The sequence below is a fragment of the Rhizobium sp. 32-5/1 genome (assembly GCF_029537235.1).
Taxonomy (GTDB): domain Bacteria; phylum Pseudomonadota; class Alphaproteobacteria; order Rhizobiales; family Rhizobiaceae; genus Pararhizobium.
On sequence record NZ_CP120639.1, the window covers coordinates 408,476 to 424,020 of the forward strand.

The 15,545-nt window shown below is 58.7% G+C and carries 15 protein-coding genes and 1 pseudogene; 2 read left to right on the forward strand and 14 right to left on the reverse strand.

The genetic code is table 11. From position 1 onward, the window contains the following. Positions 1-1,359: a glutamine synthetase family protein gene (locus P6U16_RS23555; protein WP_277704700.1), complete on the reverse strand. Its 1,359-nt coding sequence runs from the start codon at positions 1,357-1,359 to the stop codon at positions 1-3. A 345-nt stretch (positions 1,360-1,704) separates the two neighbouring features. Here P6U16_RS23555 and P6U16_RS23560 point away from each other — a divergent pair, with 345 nt between their 5' ends. Beyond that, positions 1,705-2,415 carry a GntR family transcriptional regulator gene (locus P6U16_RS23560; RefSeq protein ID WP_277704701.1) on the forward strand — a complete coding sequence of 237 codons (711 nt, stop codon included), beginning with the start codon at positions 1,705-1,707 and terminating at the stop codon, positions 2,413-2,415. Between the two features lie 28 nt (positions 2,416-2,443). Here the strand turns inward: P6U16_RS23560 and P6U16_RS28505 are convergent, their stop codons facing one another. From P6U16_RS28505 to P6U16_RS23600, 9 genes are all read right to left on the reverse strand, one after another. Then, on the reverse strand, positions 2,444-2,989 hold the full coding sequence (locus tag P6U16_RS28505; protein WP_349017742.1) for a bile acid:sodium symporter: 546 nt from the start codon (positions 2,987-2,989) through the stop codon (positions 2,444-2,446). Further along, positions 2,959-3,432 carry a bile acid:sodium symporter gene (locus P6U16_RS28510; RefSeq protein WP_349017743.1) on the reverse strand — a complete coding sequence of 158 codons (474 nt, stop codon included), beginning with the start codon at positions 3,430-3,432 and terminating at the stop codon, positions 2,959-2,961. The genes P6U16_RS28505 and P6U16_RS28510 overlap by 31 nt, the downstream gene beginning before the upstream one ends. 53 nt (positions 3,433-3,485) lie before the next feature. Further along, positions 3,486-4,067 carry an isochorismatase family cysteine hydrolase gene (locus P6U16_RS23570; RefSeq protein ID WP_277704702.1) on the reverse strand — a complete coding sequence of 194 codons (582 nt, stop codon included), beginning with the start codon at positions 4,065-4,067 and terminating at the stop codon, positions 3,486-3,488. A gap of 13 nt (positions 4,068-4,080) precedes the next feature. Next, positions 4,081-5,667, reverse strand: coding sequence for a gamma-glutamyltransferase (gene ggt, locus P6U16_RS23575; protein WP_277704703.1), 1,587 nt, complete (start codon positions 5,665-5,667; stop codon positions 4,081-4,083). Positions 5,668-5,740: 73 nt separating this feature from the next. Beyond that, entirely contained in the window at positions 5,741-6,775 is a 1,035-nt protein-coding gene (locus tag P6U16_RS23580) for an extracellular solute-binding protein (protein WP_277704704.1), read from the reverse strand. A gap of 24 nt (positions 6,776-6,799) precedes the next feature. Next, a complete protein-coding gene (locus P6U16_RS23585) occupies positions 6,800-7,606 on the reverse strand; it encodes an ABC transporter permease (protein ID WP_277704705.1) in 807 nt (268 codons plus the stop codon). Beyond that, complete coding sequence (locus tag P6U16_RS23590) at positions 7,596-8,522, reverse strand: ABC transporter permease (protein WP_277704706.1); 927 nt, start codon at positions 8,520-8,522, stop codon at positions 7,596-7,598. The genes P6U16_RS23585 and P6U16_RS23590 overlap by 11 nt, the downstream gene beginning before the upstream one ends. Further along, positions 8,515-9,639 (reverse strand): ABC transporter ATP-binding protein, encoded by a 1,125-nt coding sequence (locus tag P6U16_RS23595; RefSeq protein WP_277704707.1) that lies wholly within the window; start codon positions 9,637-9,639, stop codon positions 8,515-8,517. The genes P6U16_RS23590 and P6U16_RS23595 overlap by 8 nt, the downstream gene beginning before the upstream one ends. 2 nt (positions 9,640-9,641) lie before the next feature. Continuing rightward, on the reverse strand, positions 9,642-11,099 hold the full coding sequence (locus P6U16_RS23600; protein WP_349017744.1) for an amidohydrolase: 1,458 nt from the start codon (positions 11,097-11,099) through the stop codon (positions 9,642-9,644). A 344-nt stretch (positions 11,100-11,443) separates the two neighbouring features. Here P6U16_RS23600 and P6U16_RS23605 point away from each other — a divergent pair, with 344 nt between their 5' ends. Continuing rightward, positions 11,444-12,157 carry a GntR family transcriptional regulator gene (locus P6U16_RS23605; RefSeq protein WP_277704708.1) on the forward strand — a complete coding sequence of 238 codons (714 nt, stop codon included), beginning with the start codon at positions 11,444-11,446 and terminating at the stop codon, positions 12,155-12,157. A 592-nt stretch (positions 12,158-12,749) separates the two neighbouring features. Here the strand turns inward: P6U16_RS23605 and P6U16_RS28515 are convergent. The 4 genes and pseudogenes from P6U16_RS28515 to P6U16_RS23620 all read right to left on the reverse strand — a co-directional run bounded on the left by P6U16_RS28515 (position 12,750) and on the right by P6U16_RS23620 (position 15,535). Further along, the gene (locus P6U16_RS28515; RefSeq protein ID WP_349017745.1) at positions 12,750-13,121 is read right to left on the reverse strand and encodes a transporter substrate-binding domain-containing protein; all 372 of its coding nucleotides are present in this window, start codon (positions 13,119-13,121) and stop codon (positions 12,750-12,752) included. Further along, positions 13,118-13,588, reverse strand: a complete 471-nt coding sequence (locus P6U16_RS28520; protein WP_349017746.1) for a transporter substrate-binding domain-containing protein — start codon at positions 13,586-13,588, stop codon at positions 13,118-13,120. Before P6U16_RS28520 ends, P6U16_RS28515 begins: the two co-directional genes overlap by 4 nt. Next, positions 13,585-14,781 carry an alanine racemase gene (gene alr / locus P6U16_RS23615; protein WP_277704709.1) on the reverse strand — a complete coding sequence of 399 codons (1,197 nt, stop codon included), beginning with the start codon at positions 14,779-14,781 and terminating at the stop codon, positions 13,585-13,587. The genes P6U16_RS28520 and alr overlap by 4 nt, the downstream gene beginning before the upstream one ends. Further along, a pseudogene (locus P6U16_RS23620) lies at positions 14,778-15,535 on the reverse strand (ABC transporter permease). Before P6U16_RS23620 ends, alr begins: the two are co-directional and overlap by 4 nt. Positions 15,536-15,545: the final 10 nt, after the last annotated feature.

The window sequence follows — 15,545 nt, forward strand, 5'->3', positions numbered from 1 at the left end:
TCAAGTCGTCCTGATATAGGCGTCATATTCGACGTCGGTCACTCTGAGGGCGAATTCCTGCAGTTCCTGCCGTTTGGTGGCGGAATAAAGCTTGCGGAATTCAGGGCCGAACGCGGCAAAGGCGAAACTCGAGGCCGAGAAGGTCTGGACCGCTGAATGCCAGCTGCGCTGGAGCGGCTCGATATCGGGCGCATGATCATCGCCGATGACGGCGCCACCGGGATCCGCCCGCTCGATCATGCCCATGTAGGCCGCCTGCAGGATCATCGCGAGCACCAGATAGGGATTGGTATCGGCGCCGGCGACACGGTGCTCGATGCGCGTCGCCGACCGGCCAGCGGTGATGACGCGCACGGCAGCCGACCGGTTGTCGAGTCCCCATGAGGCGTAGGTGGGTGCATGCTCGCTGGGCGTGAGCCGGCGGAACGAATTGGCATGCGGCGCAAAGATGGCCGTGCTGTCCTGCATGTATTTCAACAGGCCGCCGACGGAATGCATCAGTGCATCCGACGGGCCATTCTCGTCGGCATAGATATTGCCGCCGTTGTCGTCGATCATCGAAAAATGCACATGCATGCCGCTGCCTGCCTGGGTGCCATAGGGCTTGGCCATGAAGGTGGCGTCGAGACCGTTCTTGCGGGCAACGCCCTTAACGATGCGCTTGAGCAGAACCGCGTTGTCTGCCGCCCGAAGCGCATCTGGCAGGTGGTTCAGGTTGATCTCGTACTGCCCAGGACCGTTTTCGCGCAGCGTGGTGTCAGCCGGCACCAACTGTTCGCGGCAGACGGCAGCGATTTCGCTGAATACATGCTCGAAATCCTGCAATTCGGCAATCGAAAGAACCTGCGTTTGTCCGGTGTGCCAGCGGCCTTCACGGGTATTGGGCGGCCGCACCGGGTCAAGCGCCGACCGCACAGGATCGATGAGGTAGAATTCGAGTTCGGTCGCAACCACGGGCCTTAGCTTCATACGCTCGAAGCGGGCGAGCACTGTCGCCAGCACTTGGCGCGGATCAGCATAAAACGGCTCGCCGGCAGCATTCTGCATGCTCAGCAATACCTGGGCGGTCGGCCGTTTGAGCCAGCCGACGCGGGCGAGCGTGCCAGAGACCGCACGGCAGATCCCGTCCGGGTCGCCGGTGCCTTCGGCAAGACCCGCTGCATTGACGTCCCTGCCCCAGATATCCAGCGCATAGACGGACCGAGGCATCGCCATGCCCTTGAGCAGCACCTCAACGGCACGCTCACGCGGTATCCACTTGCCGCGCGGCACGCCGTTCACATCGATAACGAAGGCCTCGAGAACCTCGATATCGGGATTGGCATCCAGAAAATCTCGCGCTTCTTGTTCATCTATCATGCTTCACCATCAGGTCGGGTGCTTTACCGAAGGCATAGGGATGCCGGCCCGGCGGACCCAAATTGCTGTTCGTTTGTTGATTTTGATGCAGCCTTGGCCGCCGCGGTGGCTCGCGTTAGCGGAAAGCGAGGGGTCCTTCATCGACCTTCATGAACCAGCGCATCTAAGCCCCCGAACGCAAGACCCTGGAGTCTTGATTATAATATGATCAAACCTATATGTGATATGATCATATTTGTAAATCGCTCAAATAGGCCTGCAAAGCGTTTTTCACTGTGCTATGGCGGAATTCTTCGCGGCAGCGGGACATGCGACTGAAATGGGCAAAGGGATCAGGTGCTGTTGATGGACACCAAGCAGATTTCGGTTGGCAGCGAACCCAAGTTGAAGGGCGAATCTACCAAGAAATGGGTCTACCGTTCGCTCCGCCGAGCGATCATGTGTGGGCGCTTCCCGCCGGGCTTGCCGGTCACAATTTCCGGCCTCTCGGAGGGGCTTGGCGTCAGCACCATGCCGGTGCGCGGTGCGCTCGATCAGCTGATTGCTGACGGCGCATTGGAATATCTCGACAACAGGCGCGTGCGGGTGCCTGATATCGGTGCTGACCGGTTTGACGAGTTGATCGCCGCCCGCGTGGCACTCGAGACGGTCGCCGCTGAACGGGCCATGCATTTCATCGATTTCCTGCGTATCGACCGTTTGATCGCCCTCGACAACATGATCGATGAGGCTTACCAGGCTGGCGACATCGAACTCGGTATCGAGCGCAACTTCGCTTTTCACCGCTGCATGTATGATGGAAGGTCTTCTTTCGTGCTGATGCCGCTGATCGAGTCCGTCTGGCTGAGGATGGGACCGTTCATGCGCGAGGCGGTTGCCCATCTCCACCAAAGCTATCAGGTGGACCGGCATGTCGAAGCTATCGAGGCGATCAAGCGCCGAGATGCCGTTGCTCTGAAGGAAGCGATCATGGCTGATATCCAGGATGGGTCCGGTCATGTCGGCCGCCAACGTCTGCGCGAGGTCGCGACCTCAGACGCCGAACGGCAGCGCTGACACATCTGCCAAGTGGCAGCCCAGCCGTTCATTCGGCCGCCGCAGCAGCACTGCGCTGCGACAACACCGCCAGCACGGTCAGTTGGATGAGGTGATAGAGCATGAGCGGCAGGATGATGAGCGCCACTTCGGCACGGTCAAACAGGATGCCAGCCATCGGCAATCCTGTCGCCAAGCTCTTGGTGGAGCCGCAGTAGAGCAGCGCCAGGCGGTCTTCGCGCGCCAAGGCGGACACTCGCCCGCCAACTTCCACGATGATCATGGCCACGCCAAGAAGTGTCACGCAGAGAGCAATCAGCAGGCTGATATCGGTCCACGACAGCAGATGCCAGATTCCGGCGACAACACCCGCCGAAAAGGCCGAGTAGACGATCAAAAGGATCGAGCCCCGATCAACCAGCATGATCGTCTGTTTATGGCGGGTTATAAAGCCTGAAAGCCAGGGCCGGGCGATTTGCCCCAACATGAACGGCAGAAGAATCTGCTGTGCTATCTTCCAGATTGCGGCGAGCGGATCACCAGGGCCATTGCTGGCATGCAGCATCACAGCGAGCAGAAGCGGGCAAAGTACCACGCCGATGATGTTCGATAGCGACGCTGCGCAGATCGCGCCGGCGACATTGCCCCCGCCACGGACGTGAATGCGATCGAGCTCTGCACTGTCGAAGGCAGGCAGCCGAGATAGAGGAAACCGATGCCGATCGCCGCCGGAAACCATGCCTGTGAAAGGCCGAAGAGCCCAAAAGCGAGCACCGGAAACAGAGCGTATGTACACAGGAGGCAACCGAGCTGGAGTTTCCAGTTGGTGAGGCCGGCGACAGTTGCGGCCAACGAGAGTTTGGCGCCGTAGAGGAAAAACAGCAGTGCAATTGCCCAGAAGGTTACCCCGGAGAGGATGGTCGCAAACTGCCCGCTGGCTGGAACAAAGGCGGCAAGCATGACGGTCAGAAACAGGATCATCAGGTAACGATCCAGCCCCAGACGCTTCAGACTGGTCTCGATGGCAGTCAATTTCATGCCTTGAAATCTCCAGGTTGGTACTGTGTTTGCCGGCTTGATACGCCCGGACGTCAGGCGGCGAGCCATTGGGCCGTGGACATCACCCGCGCGAAGCCAGCTGACAGGGTAGCCGCCGTCGCGTCCTTGATTGCGGCCTGTGTCGCGCTATCGGACAGATCGGGGCAACCGGTGGCATCGAGCAGGAAATCGACGAAGTAGTCGAGATCATGGCCATTGCGGGCCGTCGTCTCGCAGCAGAAATTGGTCATGAAGCCGGTGACGACGATGCGGTCGATCGATTTTTCTCGCAGAATCTGGTCGAGGCCGGTGCCGACAAAGCATGAATAGCGCCGCTTGGTCACCACAAGCGCGGTCACCGGAACCATCAGTCGCGGATCGTCCTCGACCTCTTCGGTTCCAGCGACGAAACCGAGTTCGCCCGGCTCGCCGCTGAAATCGAACATGTGACCGGCATCCGATCCGTCGGCACGATGAACATGCTGGACATGAACGACAAGATCACCCGCGGCCTCGGCTGCGGCAAGCACCTGATTGATATTGGCGATCACCTCATCATTGCCGACGCAATAGAGCGGAGAGGCTGGATCGGTGTAGACCTTCTGAACGTCGATGACGAAAACTGCGCGTGCCATTAAACAACCCCTTCTAGAATCCTGACGCCATGCCATCCTTGCGAGAATCGGACGCGCCGGTCAGCGTGCCCTTTTCCCAGTCGATCCACACCGCCTGTCCGCCGCCGAACGGTTCGAGTGCTTCTTCAACCGCATGCCCCAGCGCTGTCAACTGATCGACGGTCTCGGCGGGAACACCACGCTCTGCCCTGAGCACGCCTTCAGAATGGAAGACACGCGGCGCATCGAGCGCTGCCTGCACATCCATGCCGAAATCAAGCACATTGCTGAGAAAATGCACATTGCCCATCGGCTGATAGTCGCCGCCCATCACGCCGAACGGCATGACGGCGCGGCCGTCGCGAGTCAGCATGCCCGGCATGATCGTGTGCATTGGCCGCTTCGAAGGAGCCAGGGCATTGGGATGCTCGGGGTCCACTCGGAAGCTTGAGCCACGATTTTGTAGGACCACCCCGGTTTCGGGGCAAGTGATGCCGCTGCCGAAGGCGTGGTAGGTCGAATTGATGAAGCTTATGGCATTGCGATCCTGGTCAACGATCGAAATATAAACCGTGTCGGAGCGACGGAACTCGAACTCTGGCAGGTCCGTCATCGCTCGACGACGATCGATGCTGCTGTGCAGGCGTCTGGCATAGTCCTTCGACAGCAACGTTTCGACCACCGGCCCGTCGCGGTCGATCTCGGCCAGGCGGCGATCGCGTTCGCGGTAGGCGAGGCGGGCTGCCTCCACCAACAGGTGGAACCTCTCGGCACCGACGGGATCGTGGCCCGAAATCTTGTCCTCGCCCAGGATATTGAGCATGAGGAGCGCGGTAAGTCCCTGGTTGTTCGGCGGCATCTGGTGAACGCGAAAGCCGCGATAGTCGATCGTCACCGACGAGACATAGTCACACGCCGTCGCAGCGAAATCTTCCAGAGTATGAACGCCGCCGAGCTGGCGCAACCGCGCGACGATCGCCTCGGCTACACGTCCTTCGTAGAAACCGCAACGGCCCTGTTCGGCAATCGTACGCAGTGTTGCACCGAGCCGGGCCTGTATATGCAGGTCGCCGGCAGCGTAAGGCTGGCCGTCGCGCAGGAAGATTGATGTGGAAGCTTCATCATCAGACAACAAGCCGGCGGCTTCCGCCCAGTCGAAGGCGACACGATCATGCACCACATAACCTTTTTCGGCATAGTGAATGGCAGGCGCAAGCACCTCTGCCAGCGTCATGCGACCCTGATCCCGTACCAGTCGATCCCAGGCATCGATGGCGCCGGGAATAGTAACGGAATGCGGCCCATAGGTTGGAACCGCATCCAATCCCATTGCCCGAAAACTATCTATCGACGCGGCAGCAGGCGACCGCCCGGAACCATTAAGCGCGAGCACCTTGTCGCTTCCGCCAGCGCAATAGAGCACGAAACAATCGCCGCCGATGCCGGTCGACTGCGGTTCGACAACGGCCTGCACGGCACTAGCGCACACGGCGGCATCGACCGCATTGCCACCGGTACGCAGGATATCCAGCGCCGCCTGTGTCGATAGCGGATGAGACGTGGCGACCATGGCGCCGGTGGATCGCACAGGGGAGCGCCCTGGCAGCTGGAAGTCACGCATTTTCTTTTGTCCGTGGGGATGCGAGGAAATTTTGACCCCGGCGGAGGGATGCTCCGCCGGGAAACCAGTCTCTTTACTTCAACAGGTCCGTCCAGATGCGCGTATAGAGCTCATCCACGTCCGTCGGGCAAACCTGTTGCCAGCCGGCTGCAGCCAGGTGCTCGCTGGATATGTTCAATTCCGGCGCGCTCTTGAGATCTTCGCTCATGAAAGCGCTCGAACCCTTGATGCCGTTGGCATAGGTCGCGAAGTTCGAGATTAGGGCGGCATTTTCGGGTGCCATGATGAAGTTCAAGAACGCCTTGGCGTTTTCGGGATGCGGTGCATCTGCCAGGATGGCGACGCTGTCCATAAACAGGGAATAGCCTTCCTTAGGGAAGCCGAGCTTAATGTCAGCATTGACCTTGCGGGCACGGTAGGCCGCCCCGTTGTAGTAAAGCTGGGCAAGCGTGTCGCGGCTGTCCATCTTCTCGATGCCATAATCCATCGAAACCCATGATTCTTTAGCTTCAATGAGCTTGTCACGTACCTTCTTCAGCAATTCCTTGTCACCGGTGCACCACTCGCCGCCCATGTATTTGATGGCGGCGTAAAGCACGTCGTTCTTTTCCGGCGCGACATTGATCTTACCCTTCAATTCAGCCGGTGGGTCCAGCCAGATCGCGCTGGTATTGATGTCTCCCTTGTAGAAGGATGTCGCGACGACAGGTCCAATCATGCCCCACTGCCAAGGGACCGAATAATGCCTGCCCGGATCCCAATCTACGTTGACCCAGTTTTCCTCGACATTCTTGAAGTTCGGCATCTGATCGGGGCGGGATTCGAGCAAGAGCGATTCCGCGATCCAGATCGGGACGAAGTTGGCACCGGGCACCACCATATCGAAACCCGAACCGCCTGCGCGGACCTTGGCAAGCGCGGTATCGTTGGAATCGTAGTCCGTCACCGTGACGGCAATGCCGGTTTCCTTCTTGAATTTCTCAAGCAGCTCCGGGCTGGTATAGTTGCCGAAATTGTAAAGGCTCAAGACCGGCTCTTCGGCAATTGCCACGCCGCTGGCGGCCGCCAGAAACGCGCCCGCAGCCAATGTCGTCCATAAAATTCGCATATTGGTACCCCTCTGTAGGTTTTGCTATTTTTTGCGGTTGATCAGATGCACGGCGGTCACCAGCAGGATCGACGGGATCAGCAGCATGGTGGCGGCGGCATTGACTTCGGGAGTCATGTCGCGACGGATCTGGCCGAGCATGAAGGTCGGCAGGGTTTCCTGGCCGCCGGACTTCACGAGATCGGTGATGACGACGTCATCCAGCGACACGACGAAGGCGAGCATGAAACCTGCCACGATGCCGGGACCGAGCCGGGGAAGCGTGACATGAACAAAGGTTTTCCACGGATCGGCATAAAGATCTGCCGCAGCGGTTTCGAGGTTGAGATCCATTCCCTCCAGGCGTGCCCGGATCGGAAGATAGGCAAAGGGAATGCAGAAGGCAGTATGCGCTATCACCAGATAGCCGGTGCCCGAATAGCCGGTGGCGGATTTCACCGCGGCAAAGACGATCAACAGCGAAATCGCGGTCACGATCTCGGGCACGATCAGCGGCTGGTTTATCAGCGCATAGGAAATCGTCTGGCCGCGATAGGCATCCGAACGGGTCATGGCAATTGCCGCCATCGTGGCCATGATCGTGGCAAAGACACCGGCGACCGTGGCCAGAAACAGCGAGAAGAGCGCTGCATTGATGATCAGGTCGTTGTGCCAGGCCATGACAAACCAACCGAACGAGAAGCCGCCCCAGACGCCGAGAGACGACGTGGCATTGAACGAGAAAACCACGAGGATGATGATCGGCAGATACAGGCTGACGACGGCAATCCGTGCGATCGCCGAAAAGCCGGGCTGTGCCTTGAGGTCGAAGGCTTTCGCTTTAGTGGCCATGGCTGATGTCCTTTGCCGAGCTTGCCCGGATGTAGAAGATGAGGGCTGCAGTCACGATCAAAAGGAGGCAGATCGACAGCGCCGCACCAAGAGGCCAGTTGCGGCCCTGGCCGAACTGGAGTTCGATAAGGTTACCCATCATCATGTTCTTGCCACCGCCCAGCACGCGGGGCGTCACATAGGCACCGATAGCCGGAATGAAGACGAGAATAGAGCCGGCAATGATGCCTGGCTTGCACGAGGGAATGACGATGTGCCAGAGCACCTTCAGGCGGGTGGCATAGAGGTCGTAGCCTGCCTCGACCAAATTGAAATCCATACGTTCAAGGCTTGAGTAGATCGGCAGCACCATCAGCGGCAGATAGACATAGACGAGCCCAAGTAGCACCGCGCCATCAGTGAACAGCATCTGGATCGGCGTATCGATAACGCCGATCCAGATGAGAAAGTTGTTGATCGGGCCCTGGTTCGACAGCAGCCCCATAATGGCGAAGGTGCGGATGAGCAGGTTGGTCCAGAAGGGGATGGTAATCAGCAGCATCCATTGCGACCGGATATGCTCGGGCCGAGTGGCAATATAATAGGCGGTGGGAAAGCCGACCAGCAAAGTGGCAATCGTCGTTATCAGAGCAAGCCTGATCGAGCGCCAGAGAATCAACAGGTTTGCGTCAGCGAGTACAAGTGTGTCGTCAAACGGGTCGCGCTCAACGAACACGTTCATCCAGCCGTCAAAACTGAGCTGCCCGAGATTCACGCCGCCAAAACTTCCCTTTGCCATGATCGAATAGACCAGCATGACGGAGAGCGGGCCGACGGAAGCCAGAATGATGGTCAGCAGTGCAGGCGCCTTGAGCAGCCAACGCCGGCGGACTGTTGCAGCTTGATGCGCCGCGGCCTGTTGCGTAAGACTAGACATGCTCTGCTCCCAGCAAACGGGCGCAACGATCATGAATACGCAGCCACACGCGGCCGCCGGCTGTCCTCTGCCTGTCGAGTTCCGGGCTATTGGAAAGCCGCACGGTAAACCTCGCACCGTTTTCCAGTTTCAGCCCCAGCCTTGTGTCGGAGCCGACGAACACTTCGTTCTCGACTTCGGCTGGAAGGGCGTTCGGTGTGGCGATATCCAGAACATCGACATGTTCCGGACGGATCAGAACCTGTATCGCGGAGCCTCTGGTCGCATGGCCGTAGGCCGTGATTGTCGTCCCGGCAACGTAAACCTGGAACGCGCCCGGTCCCGCGTCGTCCAGGACACGTCCTTCGAGGATGTTGGACTCGCCGATGAAGTCGGCAACGAAACGATCGACGGGAGCGTTATATATTTCCCTGGGGTTGCCGACCTGCAGGACCTTTCCCTTGCTCATTACCGCAATGCGGTCCGACATCGCCAGCGCTTCTTCCTGATCGTGGGTGACAAAGACGAAGGTAATGCCGGTTTCAGTCTGCAGGCGCTTGAGTTCGACCTGCATTTCCTTGCGCAGCTTGTAATCCAGTGCCGAAAGCGGCTCGTCCAGCAAGAGCACCTGCGGCTGAGGTGCCAACGCTCGTGCCAAGGCAACGCGTTGCTGCTGCCCGCCGGAGATCGCGCTGGTCCGGCGCTCGGCGAGCGCCTCCATGCGTACCAGGCGGAGCATTTCCGCCACGCGCGCGGTGATCTTCTCCTTGGGCCATCCCAGCATCTTCATGCCAAAGCCGATGTTTTCCGCCACTGACATGTGCGCGAAGAGTGCATAATTCTGAAACACGGTATTGATCGGCCGCTTGAACGGCGGCAGCGGGGCGATATCTTTGCCGTGCAGCAAGATCTGGCCGTCTGTCGGAAAGTTGAAACCTGCGATCAGCCGGAGCAGCGTGGTCTTTCCGCAGCCCGACGGGCCGAGCAGAGTGAAGAACTCGTTCTCGGCAATGTCGATTGAGACATCGTCGAGCGCAAGGAACGTGGCTGCTCCCGAGCCGTAGCTCTTCTGCAGGCCGATGGTCTGGATGGCGGATTTTCGATCGGCGGCGGGAGCAACATGCGTGGCTATGCTCATGATCAGGCCTCGTACGTTACGCGACCGCCGCAGACGGTCAACACCGGGAAAAGCGTCTTGATTTCGTCCTTCGGCAATGCCTCGATGTCATCAGAGAGAATAACGAAATCGGCGAGGTAGCCGGGCGCCAGCTTGCCTTTGCGATCCTCGGCATGCTCGGCATAGGCACCCTCCACCGTGTAGGCCGCGATTGCCTCCTGCAGAGAGAAGCTCTGGTCTGGAAGATCCGGCGCCCAAGGCGCGCGGTTGACGGCGGCATGGATGCCGGCAAGCACATCAATACGGGCCACCGGCCAGTCCGATGCGAAAACGACGTGGGCACCCGCTTGCTTCAAGGTCCGCCAAGCATAGGCGAGTGCCCACCGATCCGGCCCGATCCGGGTTCTGCCCGGTTCCGGCGAGAAATCCATGAGCCCCGGAGGATGGGGAGGCTGCATGGATGCGATTGCGCCGAGTTCGGCGAAACGCGGAATATCGTCTCCGAGGATCACCTCGACATGCTCAACCCGGTGGCGCGCATCGCGCGCGCCGTTGGTCTTGAGCGCGGCCTCGTAGCCGTTGAGCACGGCATTGACGGCGCCATCGCCGATGGAATGCACCGCAATCTGCAAGCCACGGCGATCAGCCTCGACGGCCATTTCAGTGAACTGCCTCTGGCTGAACAGCGGCTCGCCGGTGAAATCGGGGCGATCGGCATAACCCCCTGCGAGATAGGCGGTGTAGCCTTCGATGACGCCGTCGTAAAACGCCTTCACCAGGCCCGAATTCAGCCAGTCGCCCTGATAGGCTTCGTTCATGCGGGAGGCTTTCTCCAACATGTCGACAGTCATGAAATTCTTGAAGTGGAACGGCACCTTGACGCGGCAGATCAGGTCGCCCTCTTCCTCGATCTCCTTGAGCAGTTCGAGCGTATAGAAATTGCCATCCATGTTGTGAATAGAGGTAATGCCATGCCGAGCGCACCAGGCTAGGCCAGCGGCAATGGCAGCGCGATCCTGTGCCCGCTCTTCGGGCGTCGGCGTCACCAATGGCTCACCGCCCGTGGACAGACCCAGGCTGGCGCGATCGGTGCCGGCATAGACGTTCACAGGGCCGAAGGCTTCGACTTCTCGAAGCTCACCGCTTGCAAGGCCATCCTTGCCCATCACGATTTCATTACCGGGGCCGAGCGCCTTGCCGTTCAGCAGGTCAACTTCCTTGAGCACCAAGGTGTTGACCCACATCGTATGGTGATCAAAGGCCACGAAGGCGAGCGGTCGATCACTAATGATGGCATCGAGATAGTGACGATCGATCGGCTCGCCGTCGCGCATGTCGTAATCGACGCTCTGGCAGAACAACACCTTTGCATCCGGATTTGCCGCCGCATAAGCGCAGACTGTCTGCCGCACGATGTCGTCGCCTTTAACGCCGTTCAGGGACAGGTCCTTGAGGATGGCACCCCCGCCGAAGACATGCATGTGCGCCTCGATGAATCCGGGCAGCAGGCTGCGTCCAGCACCCTGGATCCTTCGGGTGCCCTCCCCGCCAATGCCTCGATTTGGCGGTCGTCGCCGACGGCGAGAATCCGTCCGTCGCCCACAGCAAGGGCGGTTGCCGCGGTTCTTTCCGAATCCATGGTCAGAATTCTGGCGTTGGTGACGATCATGTCGGCCTGCATGCAATTCCCTCGTTCGATTCCGCAACGCGACTTTTTGTCGATCACCTACGGATACTTTTTGTATACATAATGCAGTTGCGAGTGGGCGAGTCAACCGCTATCTAGGAAGACTAATGTCCTTCCACTTAATCACTTGGGGTTCAGATGAACGAAATTGCCCGAGGCCAACTGCGGCAAACAACCTATGAGGCGATCAAGGCGATGATCGTCACAGGTCAATTGACACCGGGCCGGCGACTGACCGAGCTTGAGCTCGTCGAACAGCTGCAGGTTAGCCGAACGCCGGTTCGCGAGGCCCTCAACCGGCTGGAGCGCGATGGGCTGGTCATTGAGCGCCCGCGTACGGGCTTTGCCGTCGTTCACTTCGATGAAGCGATGTTGCGCAACGTCTTCGACATTCGCGTCGTGCTGGATGAGCACGCCACACGGCTCGCCATGGCCCGCATCACAGATGATGAAGTCGATGTGCTACGCGGCCTCGTGGCTGAATGCGAACGGCTTGCCGCACATGATCCCACCCCGCGGGGGCGTCTGCAGGAGATGCAGACCGGGCTCGAGATTCACCGCTCGATCGCACGATATAGCGGTAATCCCATGCTGGCCGACATGCTAAACGGACTGCTGGAAAAGTGCCAAGTTTATGTCTGGATGGAGCTGACCCAATTGAACGACTGGCAGCAAGCACGCGACGAACACCATGCGATCGTCGAAGCAATTGCCGCGCGCGATGTTCAAAAGGCCTGCGATGAAGCGCGACAGCATATCAATCAGTCACGCGACGGCATTCTGAAGATGATGAATCTCCAACGCGACTTCCGTGATCTCTACAAGCAAAAGAGCGAAGACGTCGGCGTGTGAGTCTCGGTCGTCATCGGGCTGATGGCCATCGCTTTTTGCATGCCGCAATTGCAGACTTGCACTTGGCGCCTCTCCAAGTCATGTCACTATCGAAAGGCCTCAGGAGGATGCGGTCGAAGCGTAGTTCTGTCGCTTTAGATTCTATGGCAACGGTAAGCATCGGACCATCCGAGGAACTCTGCAGAGGTGGCGAGCGACGCAAGGCCGACTTTGACCTCCTGCCCCTCCCGCAGTAAGTCACGTCGGCGGAACACCCGACCTCTCGACTCTGTTGACGGACGCATGAAGCGACCGTTGACAGGAGCTGCGGAAATGCCTGGTGACGGCCTCAACGCCTGCATGAGGTGCGACCACGACGACCTCTTGACCGCCCGTAGTGGCAACGGAATTTGAAACGAGATCCACTTATCTCGCTCGGCCGGTTCGGTTCTCGAACCTCTCCCCTCGCCGCGCTCGCAAAAGACAGCTTTACGCGGGAAATACATTCCCCTCGGTATTTCCGGATAGATTTGCAAGATCGTGATGGCGGGAACGCAGCGGCGTTGCCCGTGTGAGCGACAATAGGATAGCGCACGAGTTTGGTGGCAAGCTGTTACGGCGAGACCAGATCGGCTTCAAACCACTTGAGGCTTATTTCTCTCAGCGTGCCATCCTCTGCGGTCGCTTCAATTGCGTCATTGAACTTTTCAATGAGCTCTTTGTCCCGCTTTTGTAAACCTATCCCGACACCGGGACCAAATACACCGCCCGAGATTCGAGGGCCGTAGAGCACTGCGGCGGCACCTTCCTTCGATTCCAGGAAGACTTTCCAAACCGAGTAGTCCGCCAATCCGCCATCAATGCGACCCGAGACCAGATCAAGATTGAGATTGTCCTGCTTATCGTAGGTGCGGACTTGGACTGAATCGCCGAGGTAGTCCCGCACAAACGATTCAGCGTTGGTCGATCCCTGTACACCGATCACTTTCCCCTCCAGATTTTTTTCAGCGCGTGCAAAGCGGTGGTGTCGCCTTGATTTTCGGAAGAGAGGTCGATCTTCAGGCCGCTATCCATTGCCGGAAGATCAAGCGACTTACCAACGACGAAATAGCTGGATGTCAGTGCATAGGGCTTGGAGAAGGCGATGACCTGCTTTCTTTTCTCCGTGATCGACATTCCGGCCATGATCGCATCGAATTTGCCAACATTGAGGGCCGGGATGATGCCATCCCAAGCCTGTGTAACGAACACGCATTCGAGTTTCGCGCGCTCGCAAAGCGCCCTGCCGACATCAATGTCAAATCCGACCGGTTCTCCAGACGTATCGACTGAATTCCAGGGCGGAAAGGCGCCTTCCGTCGCAATCTTGATTGCCTTGCCGTCTTGCGCATGGGCTTGGCTGGCAATTGTGGTGGCCAACAACAATTGCAGTATCACTTTGAATGTGATCATTTGAGATCCTCTCTTGAATTTGTTTGATGGCTTCCTGTGTAGAGTCGCGGGATGTGGTCCCGAAGCTGGCCATAGAGGCCAACCATGTCGGTGCCCCAAAGACGAGCCAGTTCGTCGTGAGTGATGACCTGATTGCCTTGGTGGCCGAGCAGCACGACCCGGTCTCCAAAGCGAGCCTCTGGCACTTCGGTAAGATCAATGCGCAGGTGCTCCAAATGGGCCGGACGCAGTAGCCGGACCCGCTTTCCGCCGACGATGGCTTCGGAGCCCTTGGGAATATCCCGGGGGTAGCCATCGCCCCAACCCATGCCGAGCACCCCGATAAGCATCCCGGCTTCGAAGCCGGGAATGGCTGGTACCGGCCCCATGGACGCGTCAATTCGCTTTACCGCAATCAAGCTGGTCGAGATTGCTTTCAGGGCGTGTCGCAGCTTTACCGGACGGACAGGCTTATCGGACTCTGGAAGACCAATGAACAGAGCTCCCGGATCGACCGCATCCAGGTCCATCTCTGGGTGGTTCAGAACCCCTTCGGTGCTGGACATCATGGCGACTGCCGGCCGAACACCGAGATTTCGTGCATGCTGCAAGACTACCTGCATGCGACCGAGTTGGTCTGACGCATCAGAAGGTTTCGTGGTGGGCAGCTCGCTCATGTGGGCGTAGATGCCCTCCACTTTTACATCTGCATGCGCATTGGCCATCACGAGAAGCCGGCAAACCTCCTGCGGTGTGGCACCTGCACGAAAGAAACCAAGATCAACCTTTACGAACGCGCGCGTCTTCTTCAAGGCGGCACGCCACTGCCGCAACTCCTCCGCGCTTGACACGGTGATGGTGAGATCCAGCGACTCTACTGTAGATGCTGCTACGGGCAACGCGCCGGGATAGAGGAGAATCGGAAGCCTTACGCCCGCGTCGCGGATCGCGACGGCATCGAGCAACGAGGCCACCGCGAAACCATCGACACCCTCGCTGCTCAAAATGCCGGCGACCGCACCTGCACCGCAGCCATAACCATTGCGTTTCAAACAGGCGAAGACTTTCACGCTCACGGGGAGATGGCCTCGAACCTGTTTATAGTTGTGCCGAATTGCATCAACGTCGATCTCATACCAGCTCCCTCGCTTTTCGGCGGCGCTGGTGAGACTTGGAGTGTGTAGTTCTGGTGACGGCATGAGAAGTGTTGTCATCGCGCCACCTGCCGCACGGGTATCGCCTGTTCAACGGCGCTTGCTCGCACGCCGTTGTCGTTCACGACTTGAATTCGGCGCGTGTGGATTGCCAACCGCCGTTCCAGGCGATCGAACAGATGTACGATCAGAAATGTAAAACCAAGATAGAGGAGCGCTGCGGAGACAAATACCTCGTAGGGAGAAAAGGTCTGCGACACGATCTTGCGAGCGGTGCCGGTGAGCTCCATGAGGGTAATCGTGCTGGCGAGCGAACTGGCCTTCAGCATCAAAACCACTTCGTTGGCGTAGGCTGGAAGGGAGAGTCTGAACGCGATGGGAAGGACGATACGTCGTGTCCGCAGCGCAAACGACATCCCAAGCGCTTTTGCAGCCTCAATTTCGCCCGAGGGAACTGCCTGGATCCCGCCCCGCAGGATCTCAGTCGTGTAGGCAGCGTTGTTCAGGCAAAATGCGATGAGTGCGCACCAATATGGTTCCCTTAGGATGCACCATGCAACGCTCGACCGCACCCACTCTACCTGGCCGGCGCCGTAGTAGATCAAGAATAGCTGCACGAGCAGAGGCGTCCCGCGAAACATGAAAGTGTAAAGAAGAACGGGCTGAGAGAACCAAGGAGACGAAGACGCGCGCAGCAGTGCCAATGGCAACGCGAGAAAAAGCCGAGCGCAATGGATACGACAGTCAATTTTGCAGTGAGCAAGGCTCCGTCCAGCAGAAGCGGAAGAACATCAACGATCAGATACCAGTTCATAGCCAGGTCC

Bases quoted from the DNA above. Each gene is read 5' to 3' on its own strand.
- P6U16_RS23555 (WP_277704700.1), bottom strand. From the start codon at position 1,359: ATGATAGATGAACAAGAAGCGCGAGATTTTCTGGATGCCAATCCCGAT.
- P6U16_RS23560 (WP_277704701.1), top strand. From the start codon at position 1,705: ATGGACACCAAGCAGATTTCGGTTGGCAGCGAACCCAAGTTGAAGGGC.
- P6U16_RS28510 (WP_349017743.1), bottom strand. From the start codon at position 3,432: ATGAAATTGACTGCCATCGAGACCAGTCTGAAGCGTCTGGGGCTGGAT.
- P6U16_RS23570 (WP_277704702.1), bottom strand. From the start codon at position 4,067: ATGGCACGCGCAGTTTTCGTCATCGACGTTCAGAAGGTCTACACCGAT.
- ggt (WP_277704703.1), bottom strand. From the start codon at position 5,667: ATGCGTGACTTCCAGCTGCCAGGGCGCTCCCCTGTGCGATCCACCGGC.
- P6U16_RS23580 (WP_277704704.1), bottom strand. From the start codon at position 6,775: ATGCGAATTTTATGGACGACATTGGCTGCGGGCGCGTTTCTGGCGGCC.
- P6U16_RS23585 (WP_277704705.1), bottom strand. From the start codon at position 7,606: ATGGCCACTAAAGCGAAAGCCTTCGACCTCAAGGCACAGCCCGGCTTT.
- P6U16_RS23590 (WP_277704706.1), bottom strand. From the start codon at position 8,522: ATGTCTAGTCTTACGCAACAGGCCGCGGCGCATCAAGCTGCAACAGTC.
- P6U16_RS23595 (WP_277704707.1), bottom strand. From the start codon at position 9,639: ATGAGCATAGCCACGCATGTTGCTCCCGCCGCCGATCGAAAATCCGCC.
- P6U16_RS23600 (WP_349017744.1), bottom strand. From the start codon at position 11,099: ATGCATGTCTTCGGCGGGGGTGCCATCCTCAAGGACCTGTCCCTGAAC.
- P6U16_RS23605 (WP_277704708.1), top strand. From the start codon at position 11,444: ATGAACGAAATTGCCCGAGGCCAACTGCGGCAAACAACCTATGAGGCG.
- P6U16_RS28520 (WP_349017746.1), bottom strand. From the start codon at position 13,588: ATGATCACATTCAAAGTGATACTGCAATTGTTGTTGGCCACCACAATT.
- alr (WP_277704709.1), bottom strand. From the start codon at position 14,781: ATGACAACACTTCTCATGCCGTCACCAGAACTACACACTCCAAGTCTC.